The following is a 25,322-nucleotide window of genomic DNA, read 5'->3' as shown; positions in this document are numbered from 1 at the left end:
GGACCGCCCGCGGGGCCCGCTCACCGCGGCGTCCCGGCGTACGGGTTGAACTGATTGGTGTAGAGCGTGTCGAGGTCGACCGCGCCCGGCGTGATCCGGCCGTCCTCGGTCAGCCGGTCCACCCAGGTGCTGAACTCCGCCCGGGCGATCACCCCGCCGGGCAGCGCGACCCCGGTGCTCTTCCAGTAGCTGACGGCGTCGGTGTTCTCGGCCCGGCCGCGGTGGGCGATGATCTGCTTCATCCGCGCCACCACCACGTCCCGGGGTTGCCGCTGCGCCCAGGCGATGGCCCGCGCGGTGCCGGCGACGAAGGCGCGCACCGTGTCGGGGTTGTCCCGGATGAACCGGTTGCGCATCACGAGGCTGCCCGCGGTGAACCTGCCCAGCACGTCGTAGTCGCTGAACACCGCACGCACCCCACCCCTGGACAGCGCCTTGTCCCGGTAGATGCCCTGCAGCACGGCGACGTCCAGCTGCCCGGACCGCAGCGCCTGCTCGGCGGAGACCGGCGGCACCACGACCAGCTGCACCGAGTTGATCTCCTGCTCGGTGAGCCCGTTGCGGGCCAGGTAGATCCGCAGCACGTCCTCGTAGTGCGCGCCGAGGGTGTTCACCCCGACCGTCCTGCCGATCAGGTCCCTGGCGGTGCGGATCGGGCTGCCGTCCCTGGCGAAGTACCCGGTCAGGGTCTGGTCGTCGACGCCGTAATAGCCGATCACGGCGGTGATCGGGGCGCCGGCGGCCGCCAGCCGCAGCACCGAGCCGTTGAACGCGCCACCGACGTCGGTGTCCCCGGTGACGGTGGCCTGGATGTCCTGCGGGCCGCTGGTCGAGTTGCCGATCCACTGCAGCCGCACGCCGCCCAGGTAGCCCAGGTCGGCGGCCAGCTCGGGGAACGTGACCTGACCGACCTGGCCCTGGTAGCGGACTATGTTCGTCTGAGTCGAGTTCGTCTGAGTCGAGTTCGTCTCAGTCGAGCGCGTCCCGGCGGCGCCCGGTGGGAGCGCGGCCGGCCCGGCGCAGGACGCCACGAACAGGGTCAGCAGCCCGGCCAGGACGACCAGGGCGCGGGTCATGACCTGGCTGCGGAGTACTCGCCGGCATCACCTTGGCGGGCGACGCTGCGCCGGCCGTCCACGCTGACCGGCACGTCGCCGGCGACGGTCACCCGGTGCAGCCGCCGCGGCAGGTCGCCGTAGTCGGCCACCGCGTAGTGCTGGGTGCTCCGGTTGTCCCAGATCGCGATGTCGCCCGGCTGCCACTGCCAGCGCACGGTGTTCTCCAGCCGCGTGACGTGCTCCTGGAACAGCGCCAGCAGGTACTTCGAGTCGGCCCCGTTGACGCCGACGAAGCGCTGCGCGAACTGGCCGAGCAGCAGCGCCTTCTCGCCCGTCTCCGGGTGCACCTGCACCGCGGGGTGCTCCGTCCGGTAGGTCGTGGAGGTGAACACCTCGCGGTACGCGGCCTGCTCCTCGGTCAGCTCGGCCACCGCGTGGCTGGTCGCGTAGTCGTAGTCGTTGGTGTGCTCGGCCCACAGCTGCTCGGCCAGCGCGCGCAGCGGCGCCGCCAGGCCCTGGTACGCGGTCACGGTGTTGGCCCAGCTGGTGTCGCCGCCGTAGGGCGGCAGCACGATCGCGCGCAGCAGCGAGAACGCCGGCGGGCGGTCCACGAAGGTCACGTCGGAGTGCCAGCTGTTCGCCCGGTTACCGGTCTGCGAGTCGACGGCAAGCACATTGCGGCCGTAGCCCTCGACCGTCGGGTGCGCGGTGGTGAGCTCGCCGAGCCGGCGGGCGAACGCCGCCTGCGTGTCGTCGTCCAGGTGCTCCTGGCCGCGGACGAACACCACCCGGTGCTCCAGGACCGCGGCCCGCACCGCGGCGACCACAACGGCGTCCAGATCTCCGGAGAGCCGCACCCCGGTCACCTCGGCGCCGATCACGCCGCCCACCTTCCGGACGTCCAGAATTTGTTCCACGGTGCTCATTGCTGCTCCATTCCGGGCGGTTCTCGATTTCGTTGTTCGGGCATGGCGAGAGAGCGCATCAGCCGATGGGGAGCGCCGGCCGATGCGTTGTGCACAGGGGTGGCGAACACTCCTCGCCGAGGAGTGGACTCAGTGCCGAGCTCGACCTGTTACCGGGTCAGAGCGGCGGAAATGTCAGGGTCGACAGATCGCGCTGGACAGCCGCTGCAGATCGACATGCAGCCGTGCGACCAACCGGACCGGGACGAGCTGGAGCCGCCGCCGAGCCATCTGAGAGAGGTTCGAGTGGGCCGGGTCGGAGCTCGCCGGGGAGTTCTCCAGGATGGACACCGGGGCACCTCCCGCCGAATCGACCGTCACTTATCGGGCCGCCCTCGACCCGCTCAGGAGTACAACACAATTCCTACCAATTGAGTAGAGATTGTCCCAATAAATGAGACGAGTCCCGGTGTACCCCCGCGCCGTTGAGCGCAGCGGAGCTGCTTGTTATCGAAGTGACACCTGTGAACAGAGTGAACCAAGTTGTATGTGCGCATTATGGGACTAACCTGCCGTTAACGAACCAGGCAGGCACAGGTTGATGCACTGGTACGGAGGTACAGCAATGACAAGGCCCCAGCGACCGCGATTACCGCGGTCCCGCGCACGTTCGACAGCCCGGCTCCCAGCCGCTCTTCTGGCCCTGCTCGGCCTCGGCGCGGCACTGCTCGCCGCGGCACCGATCGGCGCCGCACCCCGGACCGGACCGGGCTCCACCGATGCCCCGGTTCTGGTCAGCTTCGTGACCAGCACAGCCGCGGCACCCGCCCCGGCGCCGATGCCGGCACCCCCGCTGCCCGCGCCGCCGAATGCACCCCCCGGCGGCGACCCACTCGCCGCCAACCCGCCCGGCGCTGACCCGGCCGGCGCTGACTCCACCAGCGCTGACTCGGTGAGCACCGACCCGGCCGGCCCGGCGACGACCGCCCTGAGCCGAGGCCCGGCGCGGCAGCTGCAGATCTTCCTGACCGGCTACTCGTTCCACGACAACACGCCGCCGCTGTCCGCGATCGTCAGCCACCCGATCCTGCACAAGGCGGCCGGCGGTCAGGGCACCTACCGAGACCCGATCACCGTCGCGGTGCCGGGCGGCCCGACGACCATGAAGTGGAAACCGGGCACCCGGTTCTACCTGCCCTCGGTGCGGCGCTACGTGATCGTCGAGGATTCCGGGGCCAGCCCGGCACCGGACGGCGTGGACACCCACCTGGACATGTGGATCGGCGGCCAGGGCGGCACCCGTTCCGCGACCGATGATTGCATGAGCCGGCTCACCGGCCGGGTCCCCGCGATCCTCAACCCGAGGGCCGGTCTGCCGGTGCTGCGCGGGCCGATCTTCGCCAACAGCGCCTGCCACCTTCCGGTACTGGGCCCGGCGCTGGGCCAGGTACCGGGCCCGGCGCTGGGCGTGGCACCGGCAGGACCGAGGGCCAGGCCACACGCCGGACCGAGGGCCAGGCCGCACGCCACGCCGCACGCCAGGCCCCGGATCCTGCCGAAACCCCGGGCCCGCCGGTAGCACCCGGCCGCCGGGCCGGCCGCCGTCCGCGGTCGCCGGTCGCACCGCGCACCCTCTTCCGTCGCGGCACACCCACCGCAGTAGGTGCGCCGCGCCTAGAGAGGGTGCGCGGCGGGTGCTCAGGGCGGCGGGTGCTCTGGGCGGCGGGTGCTCAGGGCGGCGGGTGCTCAGCCGAGGGTGAACGGGTCGCGGGTGCCGCCGGACAGCTCCACCCAGATGGCCTTCTCCTCCAGGTACTCGTCGACCGCGTGCAGGCCGTTCTCCCGGCCCAGCCCGGAGGCCTTGAAGCCGCCGAACGGAACGCTGGGCGCCACCACCCGGTAGGCGTTGATCCACACCGAGCCCGCCTTGATCTTGGCCGCGACCCGGTGCGCACGGTGCACGTCCTTGGTCCAGACCGCGCCGGCCAGCCCGTACGGGGTGTCGTTGGCCAGCTTGATCGCCTCGTCCTCCTCGGTGAAGGTGAGCGCGGCGAGCACCGGGCCGAACACCTCCTCGCGCACCACGGTGGACTCGGCGGTGACCCCGGTGAGCACGGTGGGCTGCACGAACAGTCCGCCGAGACCGGACTCGGCGGCGCCGCCGTATGCCACGGTGGCACCCTCGGACTTCGCCTTGTCCAGGTAGCCGAGCACCTTCTCGTACTGCGGCCGGTTGGCCACCGGGCCCATCTCGGTATCCGCGTCGTTCGGGTCGCCCAGCTTGATCCGCGACGCCCGCTCCGCGATCAGCCGGATCAGCTCGTCGTGCACGTCGGCGTGCACGATCAGCCGGGAACCCGCCATGCAGGTCTGCCCGGTCGCGGCGAACACCCCGGCGATGATCCCGTTCGCGGCGGCGGCCAGGTCGGCGTCCGGGAACACCACCTGCGGCGACTTCCCGCCCAGCTCCAGAGTCACCTTGTTGATGTTCTCGCCGGCCGCCTTGGCCACCGCGCGGCCGGTCGCCGTGGACCCGGTGAAGGCCACCTTGTCCACCCCGGGGTGCCCGGCCAGGCGCGCGCCGGTCTCCCGGGACAGCCCGGACACCACGTTGACCACACCGGCCGGGAACCCGGCCCGCTCGAACAGCTCGGCGAAGCCCAGCGAGGACACCGGCGAGTGCTCCGACGGCTTGACCACCACGGTGCAACCGGCGGCCAGCGCGGGCGCCAACTTCCAGGTCATCAGCAGCAGCGGCGAGTTCCACGGGGTGATCGCGCCGACCACTCCCACCGGCTCGCGGCGGGTGTAGACCAGGTAGTTCGGGTTGGGCGACGGAATCTGCCGGCCCTCGATCTTGTCGGCCAGCCCGGCGTAGTAGTGGTACCAGCCGCCCAGGGCGTTGAGCTGGCCGATCATCTCCCGGTACAGCTTGCCCGAGTCGTTGACCTCGAGCCGGGCCAGCCGCTCGGCGTTCTGCGTCACCAGGTCGCCCAGGCGGCGCAGCAGCGCGGCCCTGGCGAACCCGGTCATGGCGCCCCACTCGCCGTCCAGCGCCGCCCGGGCCGCCGCGACCGCCGCGTCGATGTCCTCCGGGCCACCGTCGGGCACCTGCGCCCACGGCTCGCCGGTGTACGGGTTCTGCGACTCGAACGTCTTGCCCGAGAGCGCGTCGACCGGCTTGCCACCGATGACCATCTGGAATCGTTCGAGCTGCTCCGTCATCCGCTGCGTCCTCCTCGACATCGTCGGTACTCCCCACCGAACCTAGGAGCACACCGCGCCGAGGACCAGCCGAGTTCAGCATCGAGACAGCCGCGCACGGCGGAATCCGCACTGGCGGGCTGCCCCGCTGCGCTGCGTGGCTAGAGCGCCCGCTGCCCTCGGAGACGGTCCGGCGGAGCACCGGCTGACCCACCGGGTCGGTGCGCGGCGGCCGCTCAGCCGCGGCGCAGCGTGGTGACGAAGCTGAACCGGTCCCCCCGGAACAGCGAGCGGACCCGTTCGATCGGCCGCCCGGCGACGTCGCGGGAGACCCGGTTGAGCAGCAGCATCGGCGCGCCCGGGTTGGTTTCCAGCAGCATCGCCTCCCGGGGCGCGGCGAGCACCGTCTCGATGCGCTCGGTGGCGGTCTCGAGCTCCACACCGGTCGAGCGCACGTAGGTGTAGAGCGAGGTCGCCGGGTCGAACTCGGCGAGCAGCCGGGGGAAGCGGACCAGCGGCAGCCGGGTGTCCTCGAGGCCGACCGGGTGCCCGTCGGCCAGCAGCACCCGCTCCAGCACGATCACCTCGTCGGCCTCGGCGATGCCCAGCTCGGCGGCCAGCTCGGCGGACGCCGGCAGCCGGTCGGCGTGCACCAGCCGCCGGCCCGGTTGCCGGCCCTGCTCGTGCAGTCCCTCGGTGTAGGAGCCGAGCACGAGCTGCTGGACGATCTTCGGCCCGGCGACGACCGTGCCCCGGCCGTGGCGACGCAGCCGCCCCGCGACCAGCAGCTCCTGCACGGCCTGCCGCACCGTCACCCGGGAGACCGCGAAGTGCCGGGCGAGCTCGCGCTCGGTCGGGATGGCGGCGCCCTCGCCCAGCTCCTCGAGCAGCCGGGTCAGGTGGTCGGCCACCGCACGGTACTTCGGCTCGCGGATCTCCGTGCTGCTCATGACCCTGCCCCCCGAGGCTCGCCGTACTGGCCCCGGGTCCGCTGCTCGGCCACCCGGCGTACCGCGGCGGACAGGTCGGCGGCGTAGCCGGGATCGATGGCCGCCAGGTGGCGCTTGGCCACCACGTGCGCGCCGGCCAGCCAGCCGACCCTGGGCCCGAACCGCGGTGTCAACCAGCTCCGGGCGATCTCGTCGTGCGCCGCGGCCGCAACGGCCAGCAGCGGCGAGTGCGCGACGTCGGGCAGCAGGGCGGCCACCAGTAGCTCGTCGTCCCCCGGCACCCGGGCGGCCGCGCGACCCGCCGCCTGCAGCCCGTGGTCGAGCTCGTCGACGGCCTCCTCGTCCCACACCCCGCGCAGCGAGCATTCGACCTCGTCCACCAGGGAGATCACAGCATGCCCACCGACCACGCCGGTCACTATACGCGATATTGGTCTAGACCAGATCTTCGACCGGGCACCTGACGGGGCGGCCGCGCTTGACCTGGAGTGCGCTCCAGCTCTTAGGGTCGGAAACGTAGGCTCGAGGAAACGACAGAGGAGCACTCCAGATGATTTCCCGCACCGCCCTCGGCGCGTCCGGCCTCACGGTCAGCGCCATGGGCCTGGGCTGCATGGGCATGAGCGAGAACTACGGCGCCACCGACTGGGACACCTCGCTCGCCACCTTCGACCGGGCGCTCGAGCTCGGCATCACGTTCCTCGACACCGCCGACGTCTACGGCACCGGCCACAACGAGGTACTCGTCGGGCGCGCCATCCACGGCCGCCGCGACCAGGTGCAGCTGGCCACCAAGTTCGGCATCGACCGCAGCGGCGGCGACGAGGATCGGCGGATCCGCGGTTCACGGAACTACGTCCTGCGCGCCTGCGACGCCTCGCTGCTGCGCCTGGGCGTCGACGTGATCGACCTGTACTACCTGCACCGGCCGCCGCAGGACGTCGAGATCGAGGAGACCGTCGGCGCGATGGCCGAGCTGGTCGCGGCCGGCAAGGTGCGCTACCTGGGTCTATCCGAGGTTACCGGTGAGCTGCTGCGCCGGGCACACGCGGTACACCCGATCACCGCCGTGCAGAGCGAGTACTCGCTGTGGACCCGGGACGTCGAGCAGGTCACCCCGGTGATGGCCGAGCTCGGCGTCGGACTGGTGCCCTTCTCCCCGCTCGGGCGCGGCTTCCTGACCGGTGCGCTGGACCGCGCGACGCTGGACGCCAACGACTTCCGCCGCAACAACCCCCGCTTCCAGGGCGCGGCCGGCGACGCCAACGAGAAGATCGCCCAGACCGTCCGCGAGGTGGCCGAGCGAGTGGGCGCCGCGCCGGCGCAGGTCGCACTGGCCTGGGTGTACGCGCAGGCCGAGCGGCTCGGGGTGTCCGTGGTGACGATCCCCGGTACCAAGCGCCCGGAGCGCCTGGAGCAGAACGCCGGGGCGCTGGACGTGAAGCTGGACGAGGACGCACTCCGCGCGCTGGACCCGCTCGGCGACGTGGTGGAGGGTGCGCGCTACGCCCCCGGCACCGTCGGCCGTACTCCGGAGCCGTCGGCCCGGTAGCGATCGCGCGAGCCTGTCGCCGACCGCACGTCCGGCCGCGGTGCGCACGCCGCGCACCGCGGCCGGGCCCGTCTAGTTGTTGCAACATCTGGGCCCGCCGGGCCGCGCGGGCACGCCGGCGCGGCTGGAGCGTTCGGCGGCCCTTTGCTCTGCGCATATATGCGCAACAGACCGGAGAGGTCAGCGCGGGCCCGACCGGTTGTTGCGTATACCTACGCAGAGCAAAGCCCCGGCAACCGTGTCCCACCGCAGGCCGCGCGGCCGGTCGCGCGACCGCCGCGCCCCCACCCCCGCGACCGGTCAGGACCTCGGCACGAGCAGGCCGTCGAGAGCGGCGTCGGCGATCTGCACGGCCAGCTCCTCGGTCAGCGGCGCGTGCCCGCTGAGCAGCCGGAAGATCAGCGGGCCGAACAGGATGTCCTGGGCGACCTCGACGTCGATGTCCGGGTTCACCTCGCCGTTGGCCAGCGCACGTTCCCACAGCACGCCGATCGCCCGGCGCCGCGCGGCCAGGAAGAAGACCCGGAAGAACGACGCCGCCTCCGGGTCGATGACCGACGCCGCCAGCAGCTGGGCAAAGATCACGCCGGCCGGGCTGGCGTAGAACGCGCTCACCCGCCGGACCTGTTCGCGCAGGTCCGCGGCCCCGGACCCGGTGTCCGGCAGCTCGACGGCCGACGACATGAGCCGGCCGAACGCCTCGGCGGCGACCGCGGTGCGGCTCGGCCAGTGCTTGTAGACCGTCGCCTTGCTCACCCCGGACCGGGCGCTGATCGCATCGATCGTCGCGGCCGGCAGGCCGCCCTCGTCGAGCAGGTCGTTCGTCGCGTCCAGCACCGCCTGGCGGGCCCGCACGCTGCGCGGGCGCTGCGGACGGGCCGCCTCGGTGGCGGCGACATCGCGGTCGCCGGGCTGCGTCGTCGTCACCGGCACTCACCGCCGCGGGCCGGGTCGCCGGGCCGGGGTGTCGTCACAGCCGTCACCGGCACCCTCCCGGCGACCCGGATCACCGTCATCAGGCGTCGAACGCGGTGGCCAGTGCAACCGGCCGCCAGATTCCCGATGGTCAGCACCGGCTGGGCAGCAGATTGGTGTCCACCACCCACAGCCCGCCGCGCCCGTCCAGGTGGACAGCCGGGGCAGGGGTCAGCCCCAGCTGACCCCGAAGAGGTCGGCCAGTGCGGTCCGGCCGGCCGGGGTGACCCGGACGGCGCGCCCGACGTCGCGGCGGATGATCCACGACTCGGCGAGGAAGTGGTCCAGCACCGCCCTGCCCAGCCGCCCACCCAGGTGGTGGCGCTGCTCGCTCCAGTCCACGCAGTAGCGGACCAGCCGTCGACCACTGGCCGGTACCCGTACGCCCAGCTCGACCAGGAACTCCTGGCCGGCCGGAGTGAGCGCATAGTCGACATCGCCGCCGGGCGCGGAGATCCGGTCCGTCCCGGCCAGGTCCGGGTGGAACAGCCCGTCGCCACCCGCCAGATAACCCTTCGCCAGCAGCTGAGCCATGACCGCCACGCCGAGCCGGCCGGCCAGGTGGTCGTAACAGGTACGCGCCGCCCGCAGCTGGGCCGCCCTGGTGCCCTCCCGCAGCGACCGCACCGGCCGGGTCGGGGCCAGCGCGGTCAGCTTCTCCAGCAGTTCCCCCACCTGGGGACCGGCCAGTCGGTAGTAACGGTGCCGGCCGTGGATCTCCACCCACAGCAGGCCCGCGTCGGTCAACTTGCCGAGGTGCCCGCTGGCCGTGGACCGGGAGACTCCGGCCTCATCGGCGAGCACGCTGGCCGGCAGTGCCCTGCCGTCGTCGAGTGCCATCAGGACGCGGCAGCGGGCCCGGTCGGACAACAGCGCGCCGATCTCGGCGATCTCGACGTCGCCGAGCACCGGTTCGGTACGGGTGTCCATGCCTCGACGGTAGCTCAGCGATAGTTCGGCGACGGCCGAACCGAGCCCCGTCTACTCCGCTCCCCCGATCTCGCGCAGGGCGAGCGGCAGCTGGGTGCGGGACGTGATGTCCAGCTTCGGGAAGATCTTGTAGAGGTGATAGCCGACCGTGCGCGGGCTCAGCGCGAGCCGGTCGCCGATCTCCCGGTTGCTGCGGCCCTCGGCGGCGAGGCGGGCGATCTGCCACTCCTGAGCGGTCAGGGCGGCGGCCACCCCGGCGGAGTGTGTGGTGGCCTCGCCGGTCGCCCGCAGCTCGGCGTGCGCGCGTTCCCGCCACGGCGGCGCGCCAAGCCGGTCGAAGTACTGCTGTGCCAGCCGCAGGTGGGACCTGGCCTCCTGGTGGCGCTTGCGGCGGCGCAGCCAGGAACCGAAGCTCAGCTCGGCGCGCGCGGAGGTGGCCAGCCGACCCACCGGGCCGAGGTGTTCCAGGGCCCGCAGGTGCCACTGCTCCGCGCCCTCCTCGCCGGTCAGTGCCCGACAGCGCGCCAGGTCCAGCCGCGCCCAGTCGGCGGCGCCACCGTCGACCCAGGCGGCGAACTCGGCGACCGATCCGGCCGCGGCGTCGTACTGCCGCACCTGTACCGCGGCCTCGACGAAGTCGGCGGTGCACAGCCGCCGGATCGCCAGGTGCTGCGGCGACTCGACCGGCTCCTGGTGCAGCGGCCGCAGCCGCTGGTACGCCTCGGCCGGGCGGCCCATCGACAGACCGAGCAGACCGAGGGTCCACTGCACCATCCGTGGCTCGCCGCCGGCGGGGCGCCGCCCCTCCTGCCGGTACGCCGCGCCCATCAGCGCGAGGCAGCCATCCTCGTCACCGCGCGCCGCGCAGACCCACGCGGCCAGCGTGAGCGCGTCCGTGTGCAGCGCCCACAACCCCATGTCCCTGGCCAGCTCCCGACTGCTCGCCGCGTTGCGCAGGGCGTGTGGCCAGTGCCCCAGTGCCGACTGCGCGGTGGCCAGTTTGAGCAGCAACAGCGCGCGGGTGCTGCGGGCCGCCCGGACGTGCCTGGTCCGCAGGAGCTCGGTGAACTGCCGGGCGTAGCCGGACTCGTCGCCGAGGTAGACCGGCAACAGCGGCGGCGGCCACGCCTTCGGGTACAGCGCGTCGTCGTGGTGCACCCACCAGGAGACCGCCAGCAGCGCGGACCGCTCGCCGGTGTCCAGGTCGTTGTCCCCGGCGACCACCTTCGCCAACGCGGCGGCCATGCCCGGCCGGGGCTCCGGGTACCGCGCGAAGAGCTCCCGCAGCGCCACCAGCGTGCCGGACAGCGACTCCGCCGGCAGCGTCTCCCAGCCGGCGAGCAGCGCGGTCCCCAGCGACCGGGCGGCCTGGCCGGCGTACCCGGGCGCGGCGTGCGTCCCGGACCGGTCCGGCTTCAGCTCGAGCACACCCTGGCCGGTCGGCCAGGAGTCCCGCAGGCCCTGGATCACCCAGCGCAGCACCACCGCCGAGGCGTCCACGTCGGCGCCGGGCAGCGGCGACGGCAACTGGTCGAGCAACTCCAGCGAGTGCTCCCCGTAGCCGGCCAGCCAGCACAGCCCGGCGGCGAGCACCTGGTACCGCTGCCGCCCGGCCGCATCGGTGGCCACCGCCCCGGCATGGCGGGCCAGCTCGTAACCCTCCAGCAACCGCCCGTCGACGGCCAGCGCGACGATCGCCTCGACCAACGCGGCCTCGTCCTGCCCCGGGTCCGCCTCGGGTTCCATCCGGGGCGCGGCCAGTGCGCGGGCCAGCCAGCGCGGGTGCTCCACCGGTTCGGTCCGCGCCGAGCTGACCTCGGCCAGGGCACGGTAGGCCCGGGTGGACTCGGCCAGCGTGGCCGCCTGGGCGACGGAACTCCGCGACAGCGGCGATCCCCAGGTCACCGTGCCGCCACAGTCGGTGCGCAGCACCCCGGCCGCCTCCGCCGGGGCCAGGTCGTCCAGTGCCAGGCCCAGCCGCCGCGCGGCGCGCACGCAGGTGGCCAGGTTGTCGTTGCCCAGTGCGAGCACCAGCAGCCACCGGCGGGTGCGCTCCGGCAAGACGGTCCACGGACCACTGAACAGGCGCATCGAGCGCGGGCCCAGGGTGGCCTGGCGGGGCAGCGGAGCGGCGCCGCGCAGTTGGACGTCGTCGAGCGTGGGCAGGAACTCGCGCAGCACCAGGGGGTGCGCCGCGCACAGCGCCAGCAGCTCGGCGACCACGGCTGGCGGCGTCCGGTCGGACCGGTCGGCCAGCAGCGCCCGGACCTCCGGCTCACCGGGGTCGGGCAGCACCGTCTCCGGCAGCCGCTCCAGGTCGGGGTGCAGCGGCGCCCCGGTCGGCGCGGTCAGCACGACTCCCAGCCGGGTGCCGGTGACGCCGCCGCCGAGGTGGCCGAGCTCAACGGCGGTCCCGTCGGCGGCCAGGTGCGCGTCGTCGACCAGCAGCAGGACCGGGCCACGTCGGAGCAGCTCGCCGACCCGGCACCAGGAGTCGGAGCCGTCGAAGCCAGTGCCGCCGGCACCACTGGACCACAGCACGGTCGTCCCCGGGTCCAGCCGGCGGGACTCGGCGCGCAGCAACCACAGCGCGGTGGACCTGCCCCGACCCCGGTCGGCCCGCAGCACCGCGGCGTAACCGGTGCCGGCCCGGACCGCGTCCAGGATGCCGCCGAGGAGTTGGCTCACCGCCGAGTCGCCGGGGCCGCCGCTCGGCGCCATCGCGACTCCCTCCCCGGCCAGTCAGTTGACAGATTCCCCAGGTTGCCGATCGGGCCAACCTCACTGGTGGAGTACATCAACCAGGCAATTCCACCGACGAGGGAGGCTCGATGTCCACTGTGCAGCCGCGGGCCGCGGTGCGCCATCCGATAGGCCGCAGTGATCAGGTACCCGAGGGCGGGCGGTTCGTGGTGGACATCGGCGCGACCACCGTCGGGGTGTTCCGGTTCAAGACGGCGCTGTACGCCTACGAGAACGTCTGCGCGCACTCCGGCGGGCCGGTCTGCCAGGGGCGGCTGGTGCCCAGGGTCCGCGAGCTGCTCGACGAGGCACAGCGCACCGTCGGTGCCGCGTTCGACGAGGACGACCTGCACATCGTCTGCCCGTGGCACGGCGCGGAGTACAGCGTGACCACCGGCGCGCACCCCGCGCAGCCGCTGTTCACGCTGCGCGCGTTTCCCGTCGAGGAGGAAGGCGGCACTGTCTATGTCACGCTCTGAGCACGTTCTCGACGCGGCCGGGCCGGTCGACGCGGCCGGGCCGGTCGACGCCGCCGAGCCGGTCGCCGCCGCCGAGCCGGCCGACGTGGCCGAACTGGCCGGTCACCTCGAACGTCTCGCCGCCCGGGCCCGCGCGCTGCCCCCCGAGCCCGCCGCCGGGGTGACCGAGCAGGACCTGCGCCGGCTGCTCAGCGCCGCGATCCGGCTCTACGCGGCGGTCAGCGAGCAGGCCGCCCAGGACATCGTGCCGATCGACGCCGAGGTCTCCACCACCGACGCGGTCGTGCTGGCCTGCGCGCTGCTCAAGGCACGCGACCTGAACCCGTTCGACCTAGCGCTGTGGTTCTCCCGCAGCCGTACCGCCGGCTGAGAACGCCACCTCCCACCACGCCCATCTCGGAGAAGAACATGACCCAGGCGACACCCAGGGTGACCCCACACCCCACCCAGGAGATCACCACCCGCACCGACACCCGCGAGATCCTGGCCAACGCGCGCCGGGACACCGAGCGCTACCACCTCGACGACTACTTCATCGTCGACGTGGACTCCCACCACGTGGAGCTGGACTCCTGGCCCGACATCATCGCCCGGATCGAGAACCCGGTGCTGCGCGACTCCGGCCAACAGATGATCAAGAACTGGCCGGGCGCGGACCGGACCGCGCTGGGCACCTTCACCCCCGGCATGACCGCGCAGGACGTCGGCGGCCGGATCCTGCACCAGGCCGCGCTGGCCGAGCCGGTGACCGAGACCGCCGTACACCGTGACGTCACGCTCGTGCGCCGGGCCATGGACGCGATGAGCATCGACATCCAGGTCGTCTTCCCGCAGCCGATGCTGGAGATCGGCCTGCACCCCCGCCCCGAGGTGGCCACCCAGCTGCTGATGGCCTACAACCGGTGGTTCACCGACACGATCCTGGGCACCGACCCGAGGATCAAGACGATGCTGGGGCTGCCGTTCGAGAACCCCGAGGCGTCACTGCGCACGGTGCGGGAGTACGCCGACCACCCGGGCGTCATCGGGTTCCTGGTGACCAGCCAGCGCTCGGTCGGCGTGCACCGAAACGAGTACATGCCGCTCTACGCCGAACTGCAGGAACGTGGCCTGCCGCTGGGCTTCCACGCCGGGCCCAACCAGAACGACTCGATGACCTCGACGATGAACAAGTTCCTGTCCGCGCACGCGATCTCGTTCGTCACCTGCAACATGACGCACCTGACGAACTGGGTGATCAACGGGATGGGCGAGCGCTTCCCGAACCTGAAGGTCATCTGGATCGAGAGCGGGCTGGCCTGGGTGCCGTTCATGATGCAGCGCCTCGACCACGAGTACCAGCTGCGCCAGTCCGACGCGCCGCTGCTCACCAAGATGCCCAGCGACTACATGCGCGAGATGTTCTACACCTCGCAGCCGCTCGAGGTCACCGACTTCGGCCTGCTGGAGAGCACCTTCCGGGCCGTCGACGCCGAGCACAGCCTGCTCTACTCGTCGGACTGGCCGCACTGGGACTTCGACGTACCGGGCCGGATCATGAGCATCCCGTTCCTGACCGAGCAGGCCAAGCGCAACATCCTGGGCGAGAACGCCCGCAAGCTGTTCAACCTCTGACCCGCGCGTCGAACCCGGGAGGTGCGCGGCAAACCCGGCGGCGCTAGCCCCGGCACCGGCAGCCGGTGACGGAGCGCCGCTGGCCGCCCGGGGGCGTGCGTCGACAGGCTCGGCGGTGATTTGCACCTCATAACGGCCGAACGTGAATATCCTTTCGCGGAGTCAGCGGAGTCAAAGGTGCGGACCGGGGAGAAGGCGGGGGCCGATGCCGGGGGAGGCGAACCCAGCACGACCGGTGAAGGTCACTCTGAACGACGTCGCGCTGCTGGCCGGTGTGGATCGTTCGGTGGTCTCGCGGGTGATCAACGACGACCCCCGGCTGAACGTCCGGCCGGAGACGCGCCAGCGGGTCCGGGAGACGATCGACAAGCTCGGCTACCGGCCGAACGCGGCGGCCAGAAGTCTGCGTACCGCGCGCGCATACATGTTCGGCCTGCTCATCCCCGACTTCGCCAACCCGGTGTACGCCGAGATCATCAAGGGCGCCGAGCGGGCCGCCGGCACTCTCGGCTACGGCCTGATGACCGCCAGTTCGAGGGGCGTGCGGCTGGGCCTCGAGCACTACCTCGACCTGCTCGGACAGGGCCGGGTGGACGGGCTGCTGTTCGCCGGTGAGGAGTCCGGCCACGAGCTGGCCCAGCTGCGCGGCTCGCAGGTGCCGTGGGTGCTGGTGAACCGCACGATCGCCGGATCCCACCGCTACGTCATCCTGGACGACGCGCGGGGCAGTGAGCTCGCGGTCAACCACCTCGTCGAGCTCGGCCACCGGCGCATCGCGCACCTGGCCGGCCCAGAGGGCGCGGACACCGCGCGGCGGCGGCTGGCGGGTTACCTGTCCGCGATGCGCAACGCCGGGCTGACCGTCGGCCCGCACGCCATCGAGCACGCCGACTACACCCCGGCCGGTGGCGCCGCCGCGCTGGACCGGCTGCTGTCCGCGCCGACGCCGCCCACCGCGGTGTTCGTGGCGAACGTGGCCTCGGCGGTGGGCGCGCTGCACGCGCTGCACGCCCTCGGCTTCTCGGTGCCCGGCGACATCTCGGTCGTCGCGATCCACGACATGCCGCTGGCCAGTCACCTGGTTCCGGCGCTGACCACCGTCCGGATGCCGCTGGAGGAGCTGGGCCGGCGCGCCCTGGAGCTGCTGGCGCGGCACGGTCCGGACGACACCATCGCCGAGGTGGTCACCGAGCCGGTGGAGCTCGTGGTCCGCGCGTCCACCGGGCCGCCGGCCCGCTGAACGACGCTGAACGACCCCGGCCGCCCCGGCGCCCGAATGCGCCGGACGCACAGAACCCACACCGTCAGATGGGAGACCCATGACCGAGGTACAGGGCAGCTGCAGCGCCCGCTTCGAACCACTCCGCGACGTGCTCGCCGAGCGGCTCGGCGCCGACCACGAGCTCGGTGCGTGCCTGGCCGTGATCATCGACGGCGAGTGCGAGGTGGACCTGTGGGGCGGTTGGGCCGATCCGGAGCGCACCACGCCCTGGGCCGAGGACACCATCACCAACGTCTGGTCCAGCACCAAGACCATGGTCGCGCTGATCGCCCTGATGCTGGTGGACCGGGGCGAGCTGGACCCGTACGCGAAGGTGGCCAGGTACTGGCCGGAGTTCGGCGCCGCCGGCAAGGGTGACATCGAGGTACGGCACCTGCTCTCGCACACCTCCGGGGTCTCCAGTTGGGCCCAGCCGGTGACGGTCGCCGACCTCTACGACTGGGAGCGCTCCACGGCGCTGCTGGCCGCCCAGGAGCCCTGGTGGGAGCCGGGCACCGCGTCCGGCTACCACGCGCTGAACATGGGCCACCTGGTCGGCGAGGTGGTCCGGCGGATCACCGGGCTGCGGCCCGGCGAGTTCCTGGCCAGGGAGGTGACCGGCCCGCTCGGCGCGGACTTCCACATCGGGCTGGACCCGGTGCACTTCCCGCGCGTGTCCAACGTGGTGCCGCCGCCCCCGCTGCCGATGGACCTGGCGGCGCTGGGTATGGACAGCGTGGCGGTCAGGACGTTCACCAACCCGCCACCGAACGCCGAGTACGCCTGGACCGAGGAGTGGCGGCGCGCCGACATCGGCGCGGCGAACGGGCACGGCAACGCCCGCTCGATCGCCCGCATCCAGTCCGCGATCAGCCACGGCGGCGAGACCGGCGGGATCCGGCTGCTCTCCCCCGCCACCATCGAGCGGATCTTCGACAAGCAGTCCGACGGCGTCGACCTGGCACTGGGCGAGCACCTCCGGTTCGGCATCGGCTACGGCCTGCCGACCCCGGTCACGACCGCCGAGCTGCCGGACGGCCGGATCTGTTTCTGGGGCGGCTGGGGCGGCTCGATGGTGGTCAACGACCTGGACCGCCGGATGACCTTCGTCTACGTGATGAACAAGATGTCCCCCGGCATTCTCGGTTCGGCGAACTCGAAGGCGTATCTGACCAGCCTGTACTCGCTGCTGCGCTAGCGGGCGAGTCCGGCCGCCCAAGTGCTAAGCACCGCTAACGGTCTAGGCTCGTGGGCAGTCTCTGACACGCACGCTCGGGGGATCCGTGGACGCCGTACCGCAGTCGGTCGAGGTGACCGACGCTCGGGAAGGCTCGCTGCGCCGGCGGATCCGCATTGCCGCCGTCTACATCGGCGCCGCGCTGGGCCCACTCGGCGGTGGCGTGGTGGCACCGATGCTGCCGCAGGTCGGGCAGTCCCTCGGTGTCTCGGCCAACGCGGTGGCTCTCTCGTTGACGGTGTACTTCGTGCCGTTCGCCGCCGTGCAGCTGGTGTCGGGCACCCTCGGCGAGCGGTGGGGCCGGCGCAACACGGTGCTGGCGGCGTACCTGGTCTACCTGATCGCCTCGCTGATCTGCGCGTTCGCCCCGGACATCACGGTGTTCCTCGCGATGCGCGGGCTGCAGGGTGTCGCCAACGCGTTCACCTCGCCGCTGTTGCTGGCCGGGCTCGCCGACATGGTTCCCGTCGCCAGGCTCAGCCGCTCGGTGGGGATCTTCGCCAGCTGCCAGGCCGCCGGCCAGTCGTTCGCACCGTTGATCGGCGGCGTCGCGGCGGCGACCTCCTGGCGCTGGGGATTCGTCGCGGTGGCCGCCGCGGCCGGGCTGCTCGCGCTGGCGCCACCGCCCGGTGCGGCCCGGCCGGGTGCCGCCGCGCCCCGCTGGCGTCCGCTGCTCAGCGGTCGGCTGGCGCTGCTGTCCACCGGGGCACTGGTGTCCTACCTGGGCGGCTCCGGGCTGCCGTTCCTGGTCGCGCTGTACGCGGAGGACCACCTGCGGCTGCGCTCTGACCTGACCGGCCTCGCGCTGCTCGGCTTCGGGCTGGCCGGGCTGCTGCTCGGCGCTGTGTGGGGCACCCTGCTCGACCGGGCCAGCGCGCGCTGGTGTGGCGCGGCCGCCGCGGTGGTCACGGCGGCGTTCGTGGCCTCGGTCGGCCTCACCGACTCACCCTGGGTGCTGGCGGCGTGCTGGACTGCCGCCGGGGCGGGTTCCTCGATGCTCAACGTCGCGCTGCAGTACCTCACCATCCGCGCGGTGCCGGCCAACCGCGGCGGCGCGCTCTCGGCGGTCTCCGCGTTCCGGTTCAGCGGCGCCGCGCTGGCCCCGGTCGTCTGGTTGCCGTTCTACCACGTGCACCCGGCGGTGGCCTTCGCCGCCGCCGGGTCGTCGCTGCTGGTGGCGGCGGTGGCACTGCTCGCGCTGCGCGGGGCCGTCCCCGCCGGGCCCGGCCGACCACGGCCGGGTGACGAGAGCGCGCGGGGGGAGACCCCCGAGGTGACGGCGACTAAGAAGGATGGGTGACCACCTCTGCGCACACCCCGTTCGACGAGCTGCCCGGGTTTCTCGAGCTGCCCCGGCTCACCGGGCTCGAGCTGTCGCCGGACGGGACCCGGCTGGTCACCTCGGTGGCCAAGCTGAACCCGGAGCAGAACGAGTACGTCACCGCCCTGTGGGAGATCGACCCGGCGGGCGGCCGCCCGGCACGCCGGCTGACCCACGGCAGCAAGGGCGAGCGCTCCCCCGCGTTCACCTCGGCGGGCGATCTGCTCTTCGTTGCCGCCCGGCCGGGCCCGGACGCCACACCGGGCGACGACACCCCGACCGCGCTCTGGCTGCTCCCGGCCGAGGGCGGCGAGGCGAGGTTGGTGGGCGAGCGGCCCGGCGGCGTCACCGCCCCGGCCGCTGCCGCCGGGGCCGGCGTCGTGCTGGTCACCTCGATGACCCTGCCCGGCGCGCTGACCGGCGCGGACGACGAGAAGAGGCGCGCGGCCCGGCGCGACGGCAAGGTCACCGCGATGCTGCACTCCGGCTACCCGGTCCGGTTCTGGGACCACGACCTCGGCCCGGACCAGGCCCGCCTGCTGGTCGGCGACCTACCCGGCGACGGCGGCCGCACCGAGTGGCACGACCTGACCCCGACGCCGGGCACCGCGCTGCGGGAGACGACCACCGCGATCAGCCCGGACGGCGGCACCGTGCTCGCCGACTGGCAGGTCGCCGAGCCGCACGGGGCGAGCCGGAGCACCCTGGTCGCCTTCGACGTCACCTCCGGCGCCCGCCGCACCCTGCTCGACGACCCCGACTTCGAGTTCAACAACGGCCGGATCAGCCCCGACGGCCGGACCGTGGCCGTGACCCGGACCCGCCGTTCGTCGCCGACCAGGGCGCCGCGACTGGACCTGGTGCTGGTGCCGCTGGCCGGCGGGCCGCCGCGGGAGCTGACCGCCGACTGGGACCACTGGCCGGCCGACGTGCGCTGGACGCCGGACTCCGCCGCGCTGATCGTGGTGGCGGACCAGCTGGGCCGGGCACCACTGTTCCGGGTGTCGGCCGAGGACGGCGCGTTGACCAGGCTGACCGGCGACAACGGCGCGTACAGCGACCCGAGGGTGTCCCCGGACGGCCGGTTCGTCTACGCCCTGCGCAACGCGGTGGACGCGCCGCCCGCCCCGGTCCGGCTGGATGCGCACGCCGCCGGGCAGCACCCGGTGGCACTGCCCGCGCCGGCCGAGGCGCCCTCGGTGCCCGGCACGCTGACCGAGGTCGAGGCCACCGCCGTGGACGGCACCGGGCTGCGCGGCTGGCTGGTGCTGCCGACCGGGGCCGCCGAGGAGCCGGCGCCCCTGCTGGTGTGGGTGCACGGCGGCCCGATGACCAGCTGGAACTCCTGGCACTGGCGGTGGAACCCGTGGCTGCTGGCGGCCCGGGGATACGCCGTGCTGCTGCCCGACCCGGCGCTGTCCACCGGCTACGGACAGGCGTTCCTGCAGCGCGGCTGGCCGGACTGGGGCGACGCGCCGTACACTGACGTGCTCGCGCTGGCCGACGCCGCCGAGGCCCGCCCGGACGTCGACGCGAGCCGCACCGCCGCGATGGGCGGCTCGTTCGGCGGCTATCTGGCGAACTGGATCGCCGGGCACACCGACCGGTTCGACGCGATCGTCTCGCACGCCAGCCTGTGGGCGCTCGACCAGTTCGGGCCGACCACCGACGCCGCGTACTACTGGACGACCGAGATGACCGAGGAGATGGCCCGCCGCAACACCCCGCACGCGCACGTCGACAAGATCACCACGCCGATGCTGGTGATCCACGGTGACAAGGACTACCGGGTTCCGATCGGCGAGGCGCTGCGGCTGTGGTGGGAGCTGCTCGCCCGGCAGGCCGACCCGGAGAACCAGCCGCACCGGTTCCTGTACTTCCCGGACGAGAACCACTGGGTCCTCAAGCCGCGGCATGCCGCGCTCTGGTACCAGACGGTGATCGCGTTCCTGGACCAGCACCTGCTCGGCAAGGAGTTCGAGGTGCCCGAGCTGCTGTACTGAGCGGCCAGGTACCGAGCCGCCAGGAACTCAGCCCGACGGGCGGGACCGCTGCCGGACCGCCTCGTAGAGCAGGATGGCCGCCGAGGTGGACACGTTCAGCGAGTCGACCAGGCCGCTCATCGGGATCAGCGCGCGCTGCCGCGCGGCGGCCAGCCAGGCCGGCGAGAGCCCGTACTTCTCCGAGCCCACCGCGATGGCGAGCGGCCCGCGCAGGTCCAGCTCGGTGTACACGGCGCTGGCCTCCGGGGTCGCGGCCACCACCGGGATGTCCCGCTCGGCCAGCCAGGCGAGCACGTCGTCGGTGTCGGCCGAGACCACCGGCAGGGCGTACACCGCACCCTTGCTCGCCCGCACCACGTTCGGGTTGGCCCAGTCGGTACCGGGGTCGGTGGCGATCACCGCGCTCACCCCGGCGGCGTCGGCGGTCCGCAGCATGGCGCCCAGGTTGCCCGGCTTCTCCACTCCCTCGCAGACCAGTAGCAGCGGCTCCGCACCGGGGCGCAGGTCGGCCAGCGCGGTGTGCACCGAGGGCAGCACGGCCAGCCAGCCGTCCGGCGACTCCCGGTACGCGATCTTGTCGAACACCGCCCGGTTGACCTGGATCAGCTCGGCCTCGGCGAACTCCGCGCGCGCCCCGAGCGCCTCGAGCTCACCGGGACGGCTCAGCTCCGCGCAGTGGTACACGGTGACCGGCCGGACCCCGGCGGCGAGTGCCAGGGAGAGCTCCTCGAAGCCCTCGACCAGCGTCTCGCCCCGCTCCTCGCGGTAGCGGCGCCTGCGCAGCCTGGCCAGCCCCTTGATCCGGGGGTTGGCGGTACTCGTGATCTGACTGACGAACGGCTGGGTCACGTGCTGGTCCGACGGCTCGGGCGGCCGGTCAGCCGGTGTAGGAGAGGACGCCGTCGGCCAGCACCACGCGCTGGTTCTCCCCGCCCGGACCGGCGGCCTCGGTGCGGAACACCGCGACCCCGTCACCGGTGCGCCACGCCGAGGTGGTCAGCGTCTCGCCGGGGAACACCGGGGCGGAGAACCGCGCCGACATCGACACGAACCGGGCCGGGTCGCCGCCGCAGACCTCGTGCAGCAGGGCGCGGCCGGCGAAGCCGTAGGTGCACAGGCCGTGCAGGATCGGCCGGGGGAAGCCGGCCAGCTCGGTGGCGAACCACGGGTCGCTGTGCAGCGGGTTGCGGTCCCCGGACAGCCGGTAGATCAGCGCCTGGTCCTCCCGGGTTGTCTCGGCGCGCCGGGCATCGGGCTCGCGGTCCGGGTACTCGACCTTCGCCGGGGACTGCCCCGGCTGGCCGCCGAACCCGCCGGCGCCCCGGATCACCAGGGTGGACGAGGTCTCGGCGATCACGTCGCCGGTCGCCGGGTCGGTGCCCTTCGTGGTCACCGTGATGATCGCGTTCTTGCCCTCACCCTTGTCCTGGATGTCGGCGATCTCGCTGGTCACCGCCAGTTCACCGGACGCCGGCAGCGGCTTGTGCAGCCGCACGCTCTGCGAGCCGTGCACCAGCTTGCCCCAGTTGATGTCGCCGGCCTTGGCCAGCACGTCGACCCGGCCGCAGGCGATCACCCCGTACGTGGGCAGCACCCGCTGGGGAATGTCGTGCGAGTTCTCCGTGGTGAACGCGAGCTCGTCCAGCCCCGCCCCCACCCCGATCGCGTAGAGGAGCGTGTCCCGGTCGACCCAGCTCCGGGTATCCGGGCCGGCCGTCGCACCCACACTGCTCGGATCGATCCCCACGCGGTCCTCCCCATTCGGCGGCTACCTCGACGCCACACCTGGCGCCGTTGACCTCCGACACTCTGACACATGATCGCGGACCCGGACACCGGCCGGCCCCGGCTCGCGCGTGGCGAGCCGGGGCCGGGTGGACGATCAAGCCGTGACGGTCACGCCGTGACGGTCAGGCTTGCGCAGATCAGGACACGCCGAGCTGTTCGGCGGCCGCCCTGGCGCCCTCGACCCGGGCCTTGATCTTCTCGAAGGCCACGTCGCGGGCGAAGTCGGGCGAGCCGTGGTTGGGCTTCTCGTCGATGCTGAACGGGGAGAAGCCGCAGTCGTCGGTCGCGCCGATGCGCTGGCGGTCGATGAAGTTGGCCGCGCGGACCAGCTGGTCGCGGACCTCGCCGGCGGTCTCCACCCTCGGGTTGCCCGGGTTGATCACGCCGAGGTAGGCCATCGGAGTCACGCCGTCCGCGTCGTCCCGCAGGTACTTGCCGATCGACTCGAACACCGGGTCCTTGTCCCGCTCACTCTTGAGCTGGATCAGGAAGTAGCCGGCGTTGATCTTGAACATCTCCGGCAGCAGGTTGTTGTACGGCACGTCCGCGCTGTGCACCGAGTCGCGGTCGCCGCCGGGGCAGGTGTGCACCCCGATGTTCACCCGCTCCTCGGGGGTGAAGCGCGCCATCACCCGGTTGTTGAGCTCGATGAAGTGCGGCAGCAACCCGGCGCCGGTCCACGGGTTGCGTGGGTCGGCCCTGGTCGCCAGGCGCCCCTCGGTGAAGTCCACCGACACCCGCACCGCGCCGGCCTCGAACGCCTTGCGGATGTCCCGCTCGCACTCGTCGATGAGCGCGGCCTCGAAGTCGTCCCGGCTGTAGCCCTCCACCGGGTCCTCCAGCGGGTAGAGCAGCGCGAGCATCGACGGCGCGATGACCGCCTGCTTCATCGGTCGGTTCGCGTACGGCAGAGACTTCTTGAGCGAGTCGGCTGCGTAGTGGTTGTACGCGAACGGGCCGCGCTCGAGCTTGGGCAGCTGGCGGCCGTGCCCGTCGGCGAAGATCGCGAAGTACTGGCCGCCCGGGCCGAGGCTGGGCGCCAGGCCGGTGCCGGCCAGGGTGTCCGCGATCGGGTAGGTGGCGAAGCTGGACCACCGCTGCTCGCCGTCGGAGATGATCGGGGCGCCGGTCGCCTCCGAGCGCTGGATCGAGTCCTTGACGGCCTCCTCCTGCTCGCCCTCAAGCTGTTCCTTACTGATCTCGCCGGCGTCGTAGGACGCGTAGGCGGCCTGCAGCCTGGCCGGTCGAGGCAGCGAGCCGACAGGTTCGGTGGGAATTCCGGTGCTGGTCCTGGGGTCGTAGTCGCTCATGGGTCGTCATCACTCCGGTCGCTCAGTCAGCTAGCTCAGTCCGCATTGACTGGTGGCACAGGACTGCGCATACGCATGAGACAGATTTGTCTCTCTCGTGGGATGCGGACTGTACCCGGGTGACGTGCGTCACGTCAACGAATGATCTTGATCCAGCACCGGGAACCGGATGCGGAGGGCCGCCGGCCCCCGCCGCCAGGACCAGTCCCGGCGACGGGGGCACCCGGTGCGCACCGCGAGCACAAGGGGGAGCGCCGCGTCACGAACCTTCAGCCGGATCAGTGACTCGAGGAGGATTGCCGGCCGGGGGTCCGGCGGACGTCGGGGGGCGTCCGTATCCCGTTCGTTATCGCGTCGTCACTGATCCGTGAGCAAAGCTACCGGACAACCACGGCGGTCAATCCCGAAGTTGCCTCCCGTTAGCTTGCCGCGCACAACGGCGCGACGAACGGCTCGACCCCTCACGGGAATCGCTCCAGTCCTCCCACTCGGCGCGCCGAGCGACCCCGCCCCCGCTCCGGTCGGACGTCCCGGCGCGGTGCGGCAGCCCGACGCCACGGGCGAGGCGGTGAACGGTCGGCCGGTCCCGGGAACTTCCGACTCAGGACGTCAGCGCCGGCCGGGCGCACGCTGGCGGGGCAGCTCGGACAGTTCGGCGATGCGCACCGCGTTCCGACCGTCGCGCTTCGCGGCGTACAGCGCGGTGTCAGCGGCGTCCATGAGGTTCTCCAGGCCGGCGCCGTGCTCCGGGAACGCCGCGCCGCCCACCGAGACCGACAGCCCGGCGATGGTCAGCGAGCCGTGCGGGGTGGAGACCACCACGGACAGCGTGCTGATCCGGTGCCGGATCCGCTCGGCGATCGCGTGCAGCTCACCGGAGCCGTCGAGCTCGCGGCCCAGCTCCGGGAGCAGCACCACGAACTCCTCGCCGCCGAACCGGCCGACCAGGTCGTGCTCACGGACCTCCGCGCGCAGTGCCGAGGCGACCGCACTGAGCACCTCGTCACCGGCGAGGTGCCCATGGTCGTCGTTCACCGACTTGAAGTGGTCGAGGTCCAGGATCAGGACCGCCGCGCTGGTACGCCCGCGCTGGGCCCGGCGCAGCTCCTTAGCCGCCTGCGTGTGCCAGGCCGCGGCGTTGAGCAGCCCGGTCTTGCTGTCCGTGCTGGCCACCTCTTCCAACTGGCGGACCAGCACCGCGCGGTGCAGCACGAGCAGCGGCGCCATCACCAGCGGCACCTGCCACGGGTTGGAGCCGAGCGCGAAAGCGGCCAGCGCGCCGAGGCACAGGGTGGCCAGTTCCAGCATGTTGTCGTCCCAATGCCCGATGAGCTGAGCCGGGCTGGGCCGGGGCAACGGTGCGCTCAGCGCAATTGCGGCCGCCACCAGGCCGGTGTTCACCGTCGCATAGGCCAGGATCGCCATTGCGACGGTGAGCAATTCGCGCGGACCGTCCAATCCACGCAATCCGCCACCGCCGGCGTAGCCCAGCACCGCCGCGGCCGCGTGGCAGGCCAGCACCACGGTCGCCGTGCTGAAGATGTGCCGGTAGGCCGGGACCCGAATCGAGCGCCACACCCGGAACCACTGGTGGGTAAATATGACCAAGACCACCACGGTGGTCAGCGCCGGCGGCAGCAGGACGGCGGCCGCGAACGTCCAGACCGAGCTAAGGTCGCCGTGCGGGGTGTCGGCAACCTGGCGGCGCAGCCGCTCCAGGCCGACAGCTATCTCGGTGTGCAGCACTCCCAGCACACTCAGCATCAGGGTGCCGAATAGGGCCAACTGGGTGAACGAGCCACGCGAAGTATCCACCAGGAACAGGCCGAACGCGGTGAGTTCGACCAATAGGACCGACGTCAGGACCCGATTGGGGAGAGCCCAGACCGCCCATCGGGTGAGCTGCCACGGGCGAGCCGGTGACGGCTCTGCCTCCATGTGTTCTCCCAGCTCAGTCGAGATTCACACTCGGACTCATACTCATTGTGACCCG

General features: G+C 72.4%; 22 protein-coding genes. 9 read left to right on the top strand and 13 right to left on the bottom strand.

Annotated elements, in window-relative coordinates:
- Positions 1-20: 20 nt before the first annotated feature.
- The 3 genes from ACTXG6_RS23405 to ACTXG6_RS23395 all read right to left on the bottom strand — a co-directional run bounded on the left by ACTXG6_RS23405 (position 21) and on the right by ACTXG6_RS23395 (position 2,314).
- Entirely contained in the window at positions 21-1,076 is a 1,056-nt protein-coding gene (locus ACTXG6_RS23405) for an ABC transporter substrate-binding protein (RefSeq protein WP_445181501.1), read from the bottom strand.
- Positions 1,073-1,984 carry a TauD/TfdA dioxygenase family protein gene (locus ACTXG6_RS23400; RefSeq protein WP_445181500.1) on the bottom strand — a complete coding sequence of 304 codons (912 nt, stop codon included), beginning with the start codon at positions 1,982-1,984 and terminating at the stop codon, positions 1,073-1,075. Before ACTXG6_RS23400 ends, ACTXG6_RS23405 begins: the two co-directional genes overlap by 4 nt.
- Positions 1,985-2,158: 174 nt before the next feature.
- Complete coding sequence (locus tag ACTXG6_RS23395) at positions 2,159-2,314, bottom strand: putative leader peptide (RefSeq protein ID WP_445181499.1); 156 nt, start codon at positions 2,312-2,314, stop codon at positions 2,159-2,161.
- Between the two features lie 451 nt (positions 2,315-2,765).
- Between ACTXG6_RS23395 and ACTXG6_RS23390 the strand changes: the two genes are divergently transcribed.
- The gene (locus tag ACTXG6_RS23390) at positions 2,766-3,542 is read left to right on the top strand and encodes a hypothetical protein (protein WP_445181498.1); all 777 of its coding nucleotides are present in this window, start codon (positions 2,766-2,768) and stop codon (positions 3,540-3,542) included.
- 167 nt (positions 3,543-3,709) lie between these two features.
- On the opposite strand, the gene ACTXG6_RS23385 is transcribed toward ACTXG6_RS23390, so the two are convergent.
- The 3 genes from ACTXG6_RS23385 to ACTXG6_RS23375 all read right to left on the bottom strand — a co-directional run bounded on the left by ACTXG6_RS23385 (position 3,710) and on the right by ACTXG6_RS23375 (position 6,536).
- Positions 3,710-5,188: an aldehyde dehydrogenase gene (locus ACTXG6_RS23385; protein WP_445181497.1), complete on the bottom strand. Its 1,479-nt coding sequence runs from the start codon at positions 5,186-5,188 to the stop codon at positions 3,710-3,712.
- A 215-nt stretch (positions 5,189-5,403) separates the two neighbouring features.
- A complete protein-coding gene (locus ACTXG6_RS23380; protein ID WP_445181496.1) occupies positions 5,404-6,117 on the bottom strand; it encodes a GntR family transcriptional regulator in 714 nt (237 codons plus the stop codon).
- Positions 6,114-6,536 carry a hypothetical protein gene (locus tag ACTXG6_RS23375; protein ID WP_445181495.1) on the bottom strand — a complete coding sequence of 141 codons (423 nt, stop codon included), beginning with the start codon at positions 6,534-6,536 and terminating at the stop codon, positions 6,114-6,116. Before ACTXG6_RS23375 ends, ACTXG6_RS23380 begins: the two co-directional genes overlap by 4 nt.
- Positions 6,537-6,667: 131 nt before the next feature.
- Between ACTXG6_RS23375 and ACTXG6_RS23370 the strand changes: the two genes are divergently transcribed.
- Positions 6,668-7,669 carry an aldo/keto reductase gene (locus ACTXG6_RS23370; RefSeq protein WP_445181494.1) on the top strand — a complete coding sequence of 334 codons (1,002 nt, stop codon included), beginning with the start codon at positions 6,668-6,670 and terminating at the stop codon, positions 7,667-7,669.
- A gap of 300 nt (positions 7,670-7,969) precedes the next feature.
- On the opposite strand, the gene ACTXG6_RS23365 is transcribed toward ACTXG6_RS23370, so the two are convergent.
- The 3 genes from ACTXG6_RS23365 to ACTXG6_RS23355 form a co-directional block, all read right to left on the bottom strand.
- Positions 7,970-8,596, bottom strand: a complete 627-nt coding sequence (locus tag ACTXG6_RS23365) for a TetR/AcrR family transcriptional regulator (RefSeq protein WP_445181493.1) — start codon at positions 8,594-8,596, stop codon at positions 7,970-7,972.
- A gap of 219 nt (positions 8,597-8,815) precedes the next feature.
- Positions 8,816-9,574 carry an ArsR/SmtB family transcription factor gene (locus ACTXG6_RS23360; protein WP_445181492.1) on the bottom strand — a complete coding sequence of 253 codons (759 nt, stop codon included), beginning with the start codon at positions 9,572-9,574 and terminating at the stop codon, positions 8,816-8,818.
- Positions 9,575-9,625: 51 nt separating this feature from the next.
- Positions 9,626-12,295 carry a LuxR C-terminal-related transcriptional regulator gene (locus ACTXG6_RS23355; protein WP_445181491.1) on the bottom strand — a complete coding sequence of 890 codons (2,670 nt, stop codon included), beginning with the start codon at positions 12,293-12,295 and terminating at the stop codon, positions 9,626-9,628.
- A gap of 110 nt (positions 12,296-12,405) precedes the next feature.
- On the opposite strand from ACTXG6_RS23355, the gene ACTXG6_RS23350 reads away from it, so the two are divergent.
- From ACTXG6_RS23350 to ACTXG6_RS23320, 7 genes are all read left to right on the top strand, one after another.
- Positions 12,406-12,795, top strand: a complete 390-nt coding sequence (locus ACTXG6_RS23350; RefSeq protein WP_445181490.1) for a Rieske (2Fe-2S) protein — start codon at positions 12,406-12,408, stop codon at positions 12,793-12,795.
- Positions 12,782-13,165, top strand: coding sequence for a hypothetical protein (locus tag ACTXG6_RS23345; protein WP_445181489.1), 384 nt, complete (start codon positions 12,782-12,784; stop codon positions 13,163-13,165). The genes ACTXG6_RS23350 and ACTXG6_RS23345 overlap by 14 nt, the downstream gene beginning before the upstream one ends.
- 38 nt (positions 13,166-13,203) lie before the next feature.
- Positions 13,204-14,409, top strand: coding sequence for an amidohydrolase family protein (locus ACTXG6_RS23340; RefSeq protein ID WP_445181488.1), 1,206 nt, complete (start codon positions 13,204-13,206; stop codon positions 14,407-14,409).
- 235 nt (positions 14,410-14,644) lie between these two features.
- Positions 14,645-15,649: a LacI family DNA-binding transcriptional regulator gene (locus ACTXG6_RS23335; protein WP_445181487.1), complete on the top strand. Its 1,005-nt coding sequence runs from the start codon at positions 14,645-14,647 to the stop codon at positions 15,647-15,649.
- Positions 15,650-15,728: 79 nt separating this feature from the next.
- Entirely contained in the window at positions 15,729-16,868 is a 1,140-nt protein-coding gene (locus ACTXG6_RS23330; protein WP_445181486.1) for a serine hydrolase domain-containing protein, read from the top strand.
- 85 nt (positions 16,869-16,953) lie between these two features.
- The gene (locus ACTXG6_RS23325) at positions 16,954-18,207 is read left to right on the top strand and encodes an MFS transporter (RefSeq protein ID WP_445181485.1); all 1,254 of its coding nucleotides are present in this window, start codon (positions 16,954-16,956) and stop codon (positions 18,205-18,207) included.
- Positions 18,204-20,231, top strand: coding sequence for a prolyl oligopeptidase family serine peptidase (locus ACTXG6_RS23320; RefSeq protein WP_445181484.1), 2,028 nt, complete (start codon positions 18,204-18,206; stop codon positions 20,229-20,231). Before ACTXG6_RS23325 ends, ACTXG6_RS23320 begins: the two co-directional genes overlap by 4 nt.
- A 27-nt stretch (positions 20,232-20,258) precedes the next feature.
- Here ACTXG6_RS23320 and ACTXG6_RS23315 read toward each other — a convergent pair whose 3' ends face one another.
- The 4 genes from ACTXG6_RS23315 to ACTXG6_RS23300 form a co-directional block, all read right to left on the bottom strand.
- Entirely contained in the window at positions 20,259-21,080 is an 822-nt protein-coding gene (locus tag ACTXG6_RS23315) for a TrmH family RNA methyltransferase (protein ID WP_445181483.1), read from the bottom strand.
- Between the two features lie 28 nt (positions 21,081-21,108).
- A complete protein-coding gene (locus ACTXG6_RS23310; RefSeq protein WP_445181482.1) occupies positions 21,109-21,978 on the bottom strand; it encodes a MaoC/PaaZ C-terminal domain-containing protein in 870 nt (289 codons plus the stop codon).
- A 178-nt stretch (positions 21,979-22,156) separates the two neighbouring features.
- Positions 22,157-23,329, bottom strand: a complete 1,173-nt coding sequence (locus tag ACTXG6_RS23305; protein ID WP_445181481.1) for a 5-methyltetrahydropteroyltriglutamate--homocysteine methyltransferase — start codon at positions 23,327-23,329, stop codon at positions 22,157-22,159.
- Positions 23,330-23,938: 609 nt separating this feature from the next.
- Complete coding sequence (locus ACTXG6_RS23300) at positions 23,939-25,177, bottom strand: diguanylate cyclase (RefSeq protein ID WP_445181480.1); 1,239 nt, start codon at positions 25,175-25,177, stop codon at positions 23,939-23,941.
- Positions 25,178-25,322: the final 145 nt, after the last annotated feature.

The organism is Pseudonocardia sp. Cha107L01, from assembly GCF_052566575.1.
The sequence above is the reverse complement of the archived record's forward strand: the minus strand, read 5'-3'. Positions and strand labels throughout refer to the sequence as shown.

Coding starts and splice junctions, on each gene's coding strand:
- ACTXG6_RS23385 (WP_445181497.1), bottom strand. CDS start 5,188: ATGACGGAGCAGCTCGAACGATTCCAGATGGTCATCGGTGGCAAGCCG.
- ACTXG6_RS23380 (WP_445181496.1), bottom strand. CDS start 6,117: ATGAGCAGCACGGAGATCCGCGAGCCGAAGTACCGTGCGGTGGCCGAC.
- ACTXG6_RS23360 (WP_445181492.1), bottom strand. CDS start 9,574: ATGGACACCCGTACCGAACCGGTGCTCGGCGACGTCGAGATCGCCGAG.
- ACTXG6_RS23350 (WP_445181490.1), top strand. CDS start 12,406: ATGTCCACTGTGCAGCCGCGGGCCGCGGTGCGCCATCCGATAGGCCGC.
- ACTXG6_RS23400 (WP_445181500.1), bottom strand. CDS start 1,984: ATGAGCACCGTGGAACAAATTCTGGACGTCCGGAAGGTGGGCGGCGTG.
- ACTXG6_RS23405 (WP_445181501.1), bottom strand. CDS start 1,076: ATGACCCGCGCCCTGGTCGTCCTGGCCGGGCTGCTGACCCTGTTCGTG.
- ACTXG6_RS23340 (WP_445181488.1), top strand. CDS start 13,204: ATGACCCAGGCGACACCCAGGGTGACCCCACACCCCACCCAGGAGATC.
- ACTXG6_RS23355 (WP_445181491.1), bottom strand. CDS start 12,295: ATGGCGCCGAGCGGCGGCCCCGGCGACTCGGCGGTGAGCCAACTCCTC.
- ACTXG6_RS23330 (WP_445181486.1), top strand. CDS start 15,729: ATGACCGAGGTACAGGGCAGCTGCAGCGCCCGCTTCGAACCACTCCGC.
- ACTXG6_RS23305 (WP_445181481.1), bottom strand. CDS start 23,329: ATGAGCGACTACGACCCCAGGACCAGCACCGGAATTCCCACCGAACCT.
- ACTXG6_RS23370 (WP_445181494.1), top strand. CDS start 6,668: ATGATTTCCCGCACCGCCCTCGGCGCGTCCGGCCTCACGGTCAGCGCC.
- ACTXG6_RS23345 (WP_445181489.1), top strand. CDS start 12,782: ATGTCACGCTCTGAGCACGTTCTCGACGCGGCCGGGCCGGTCGACGCG.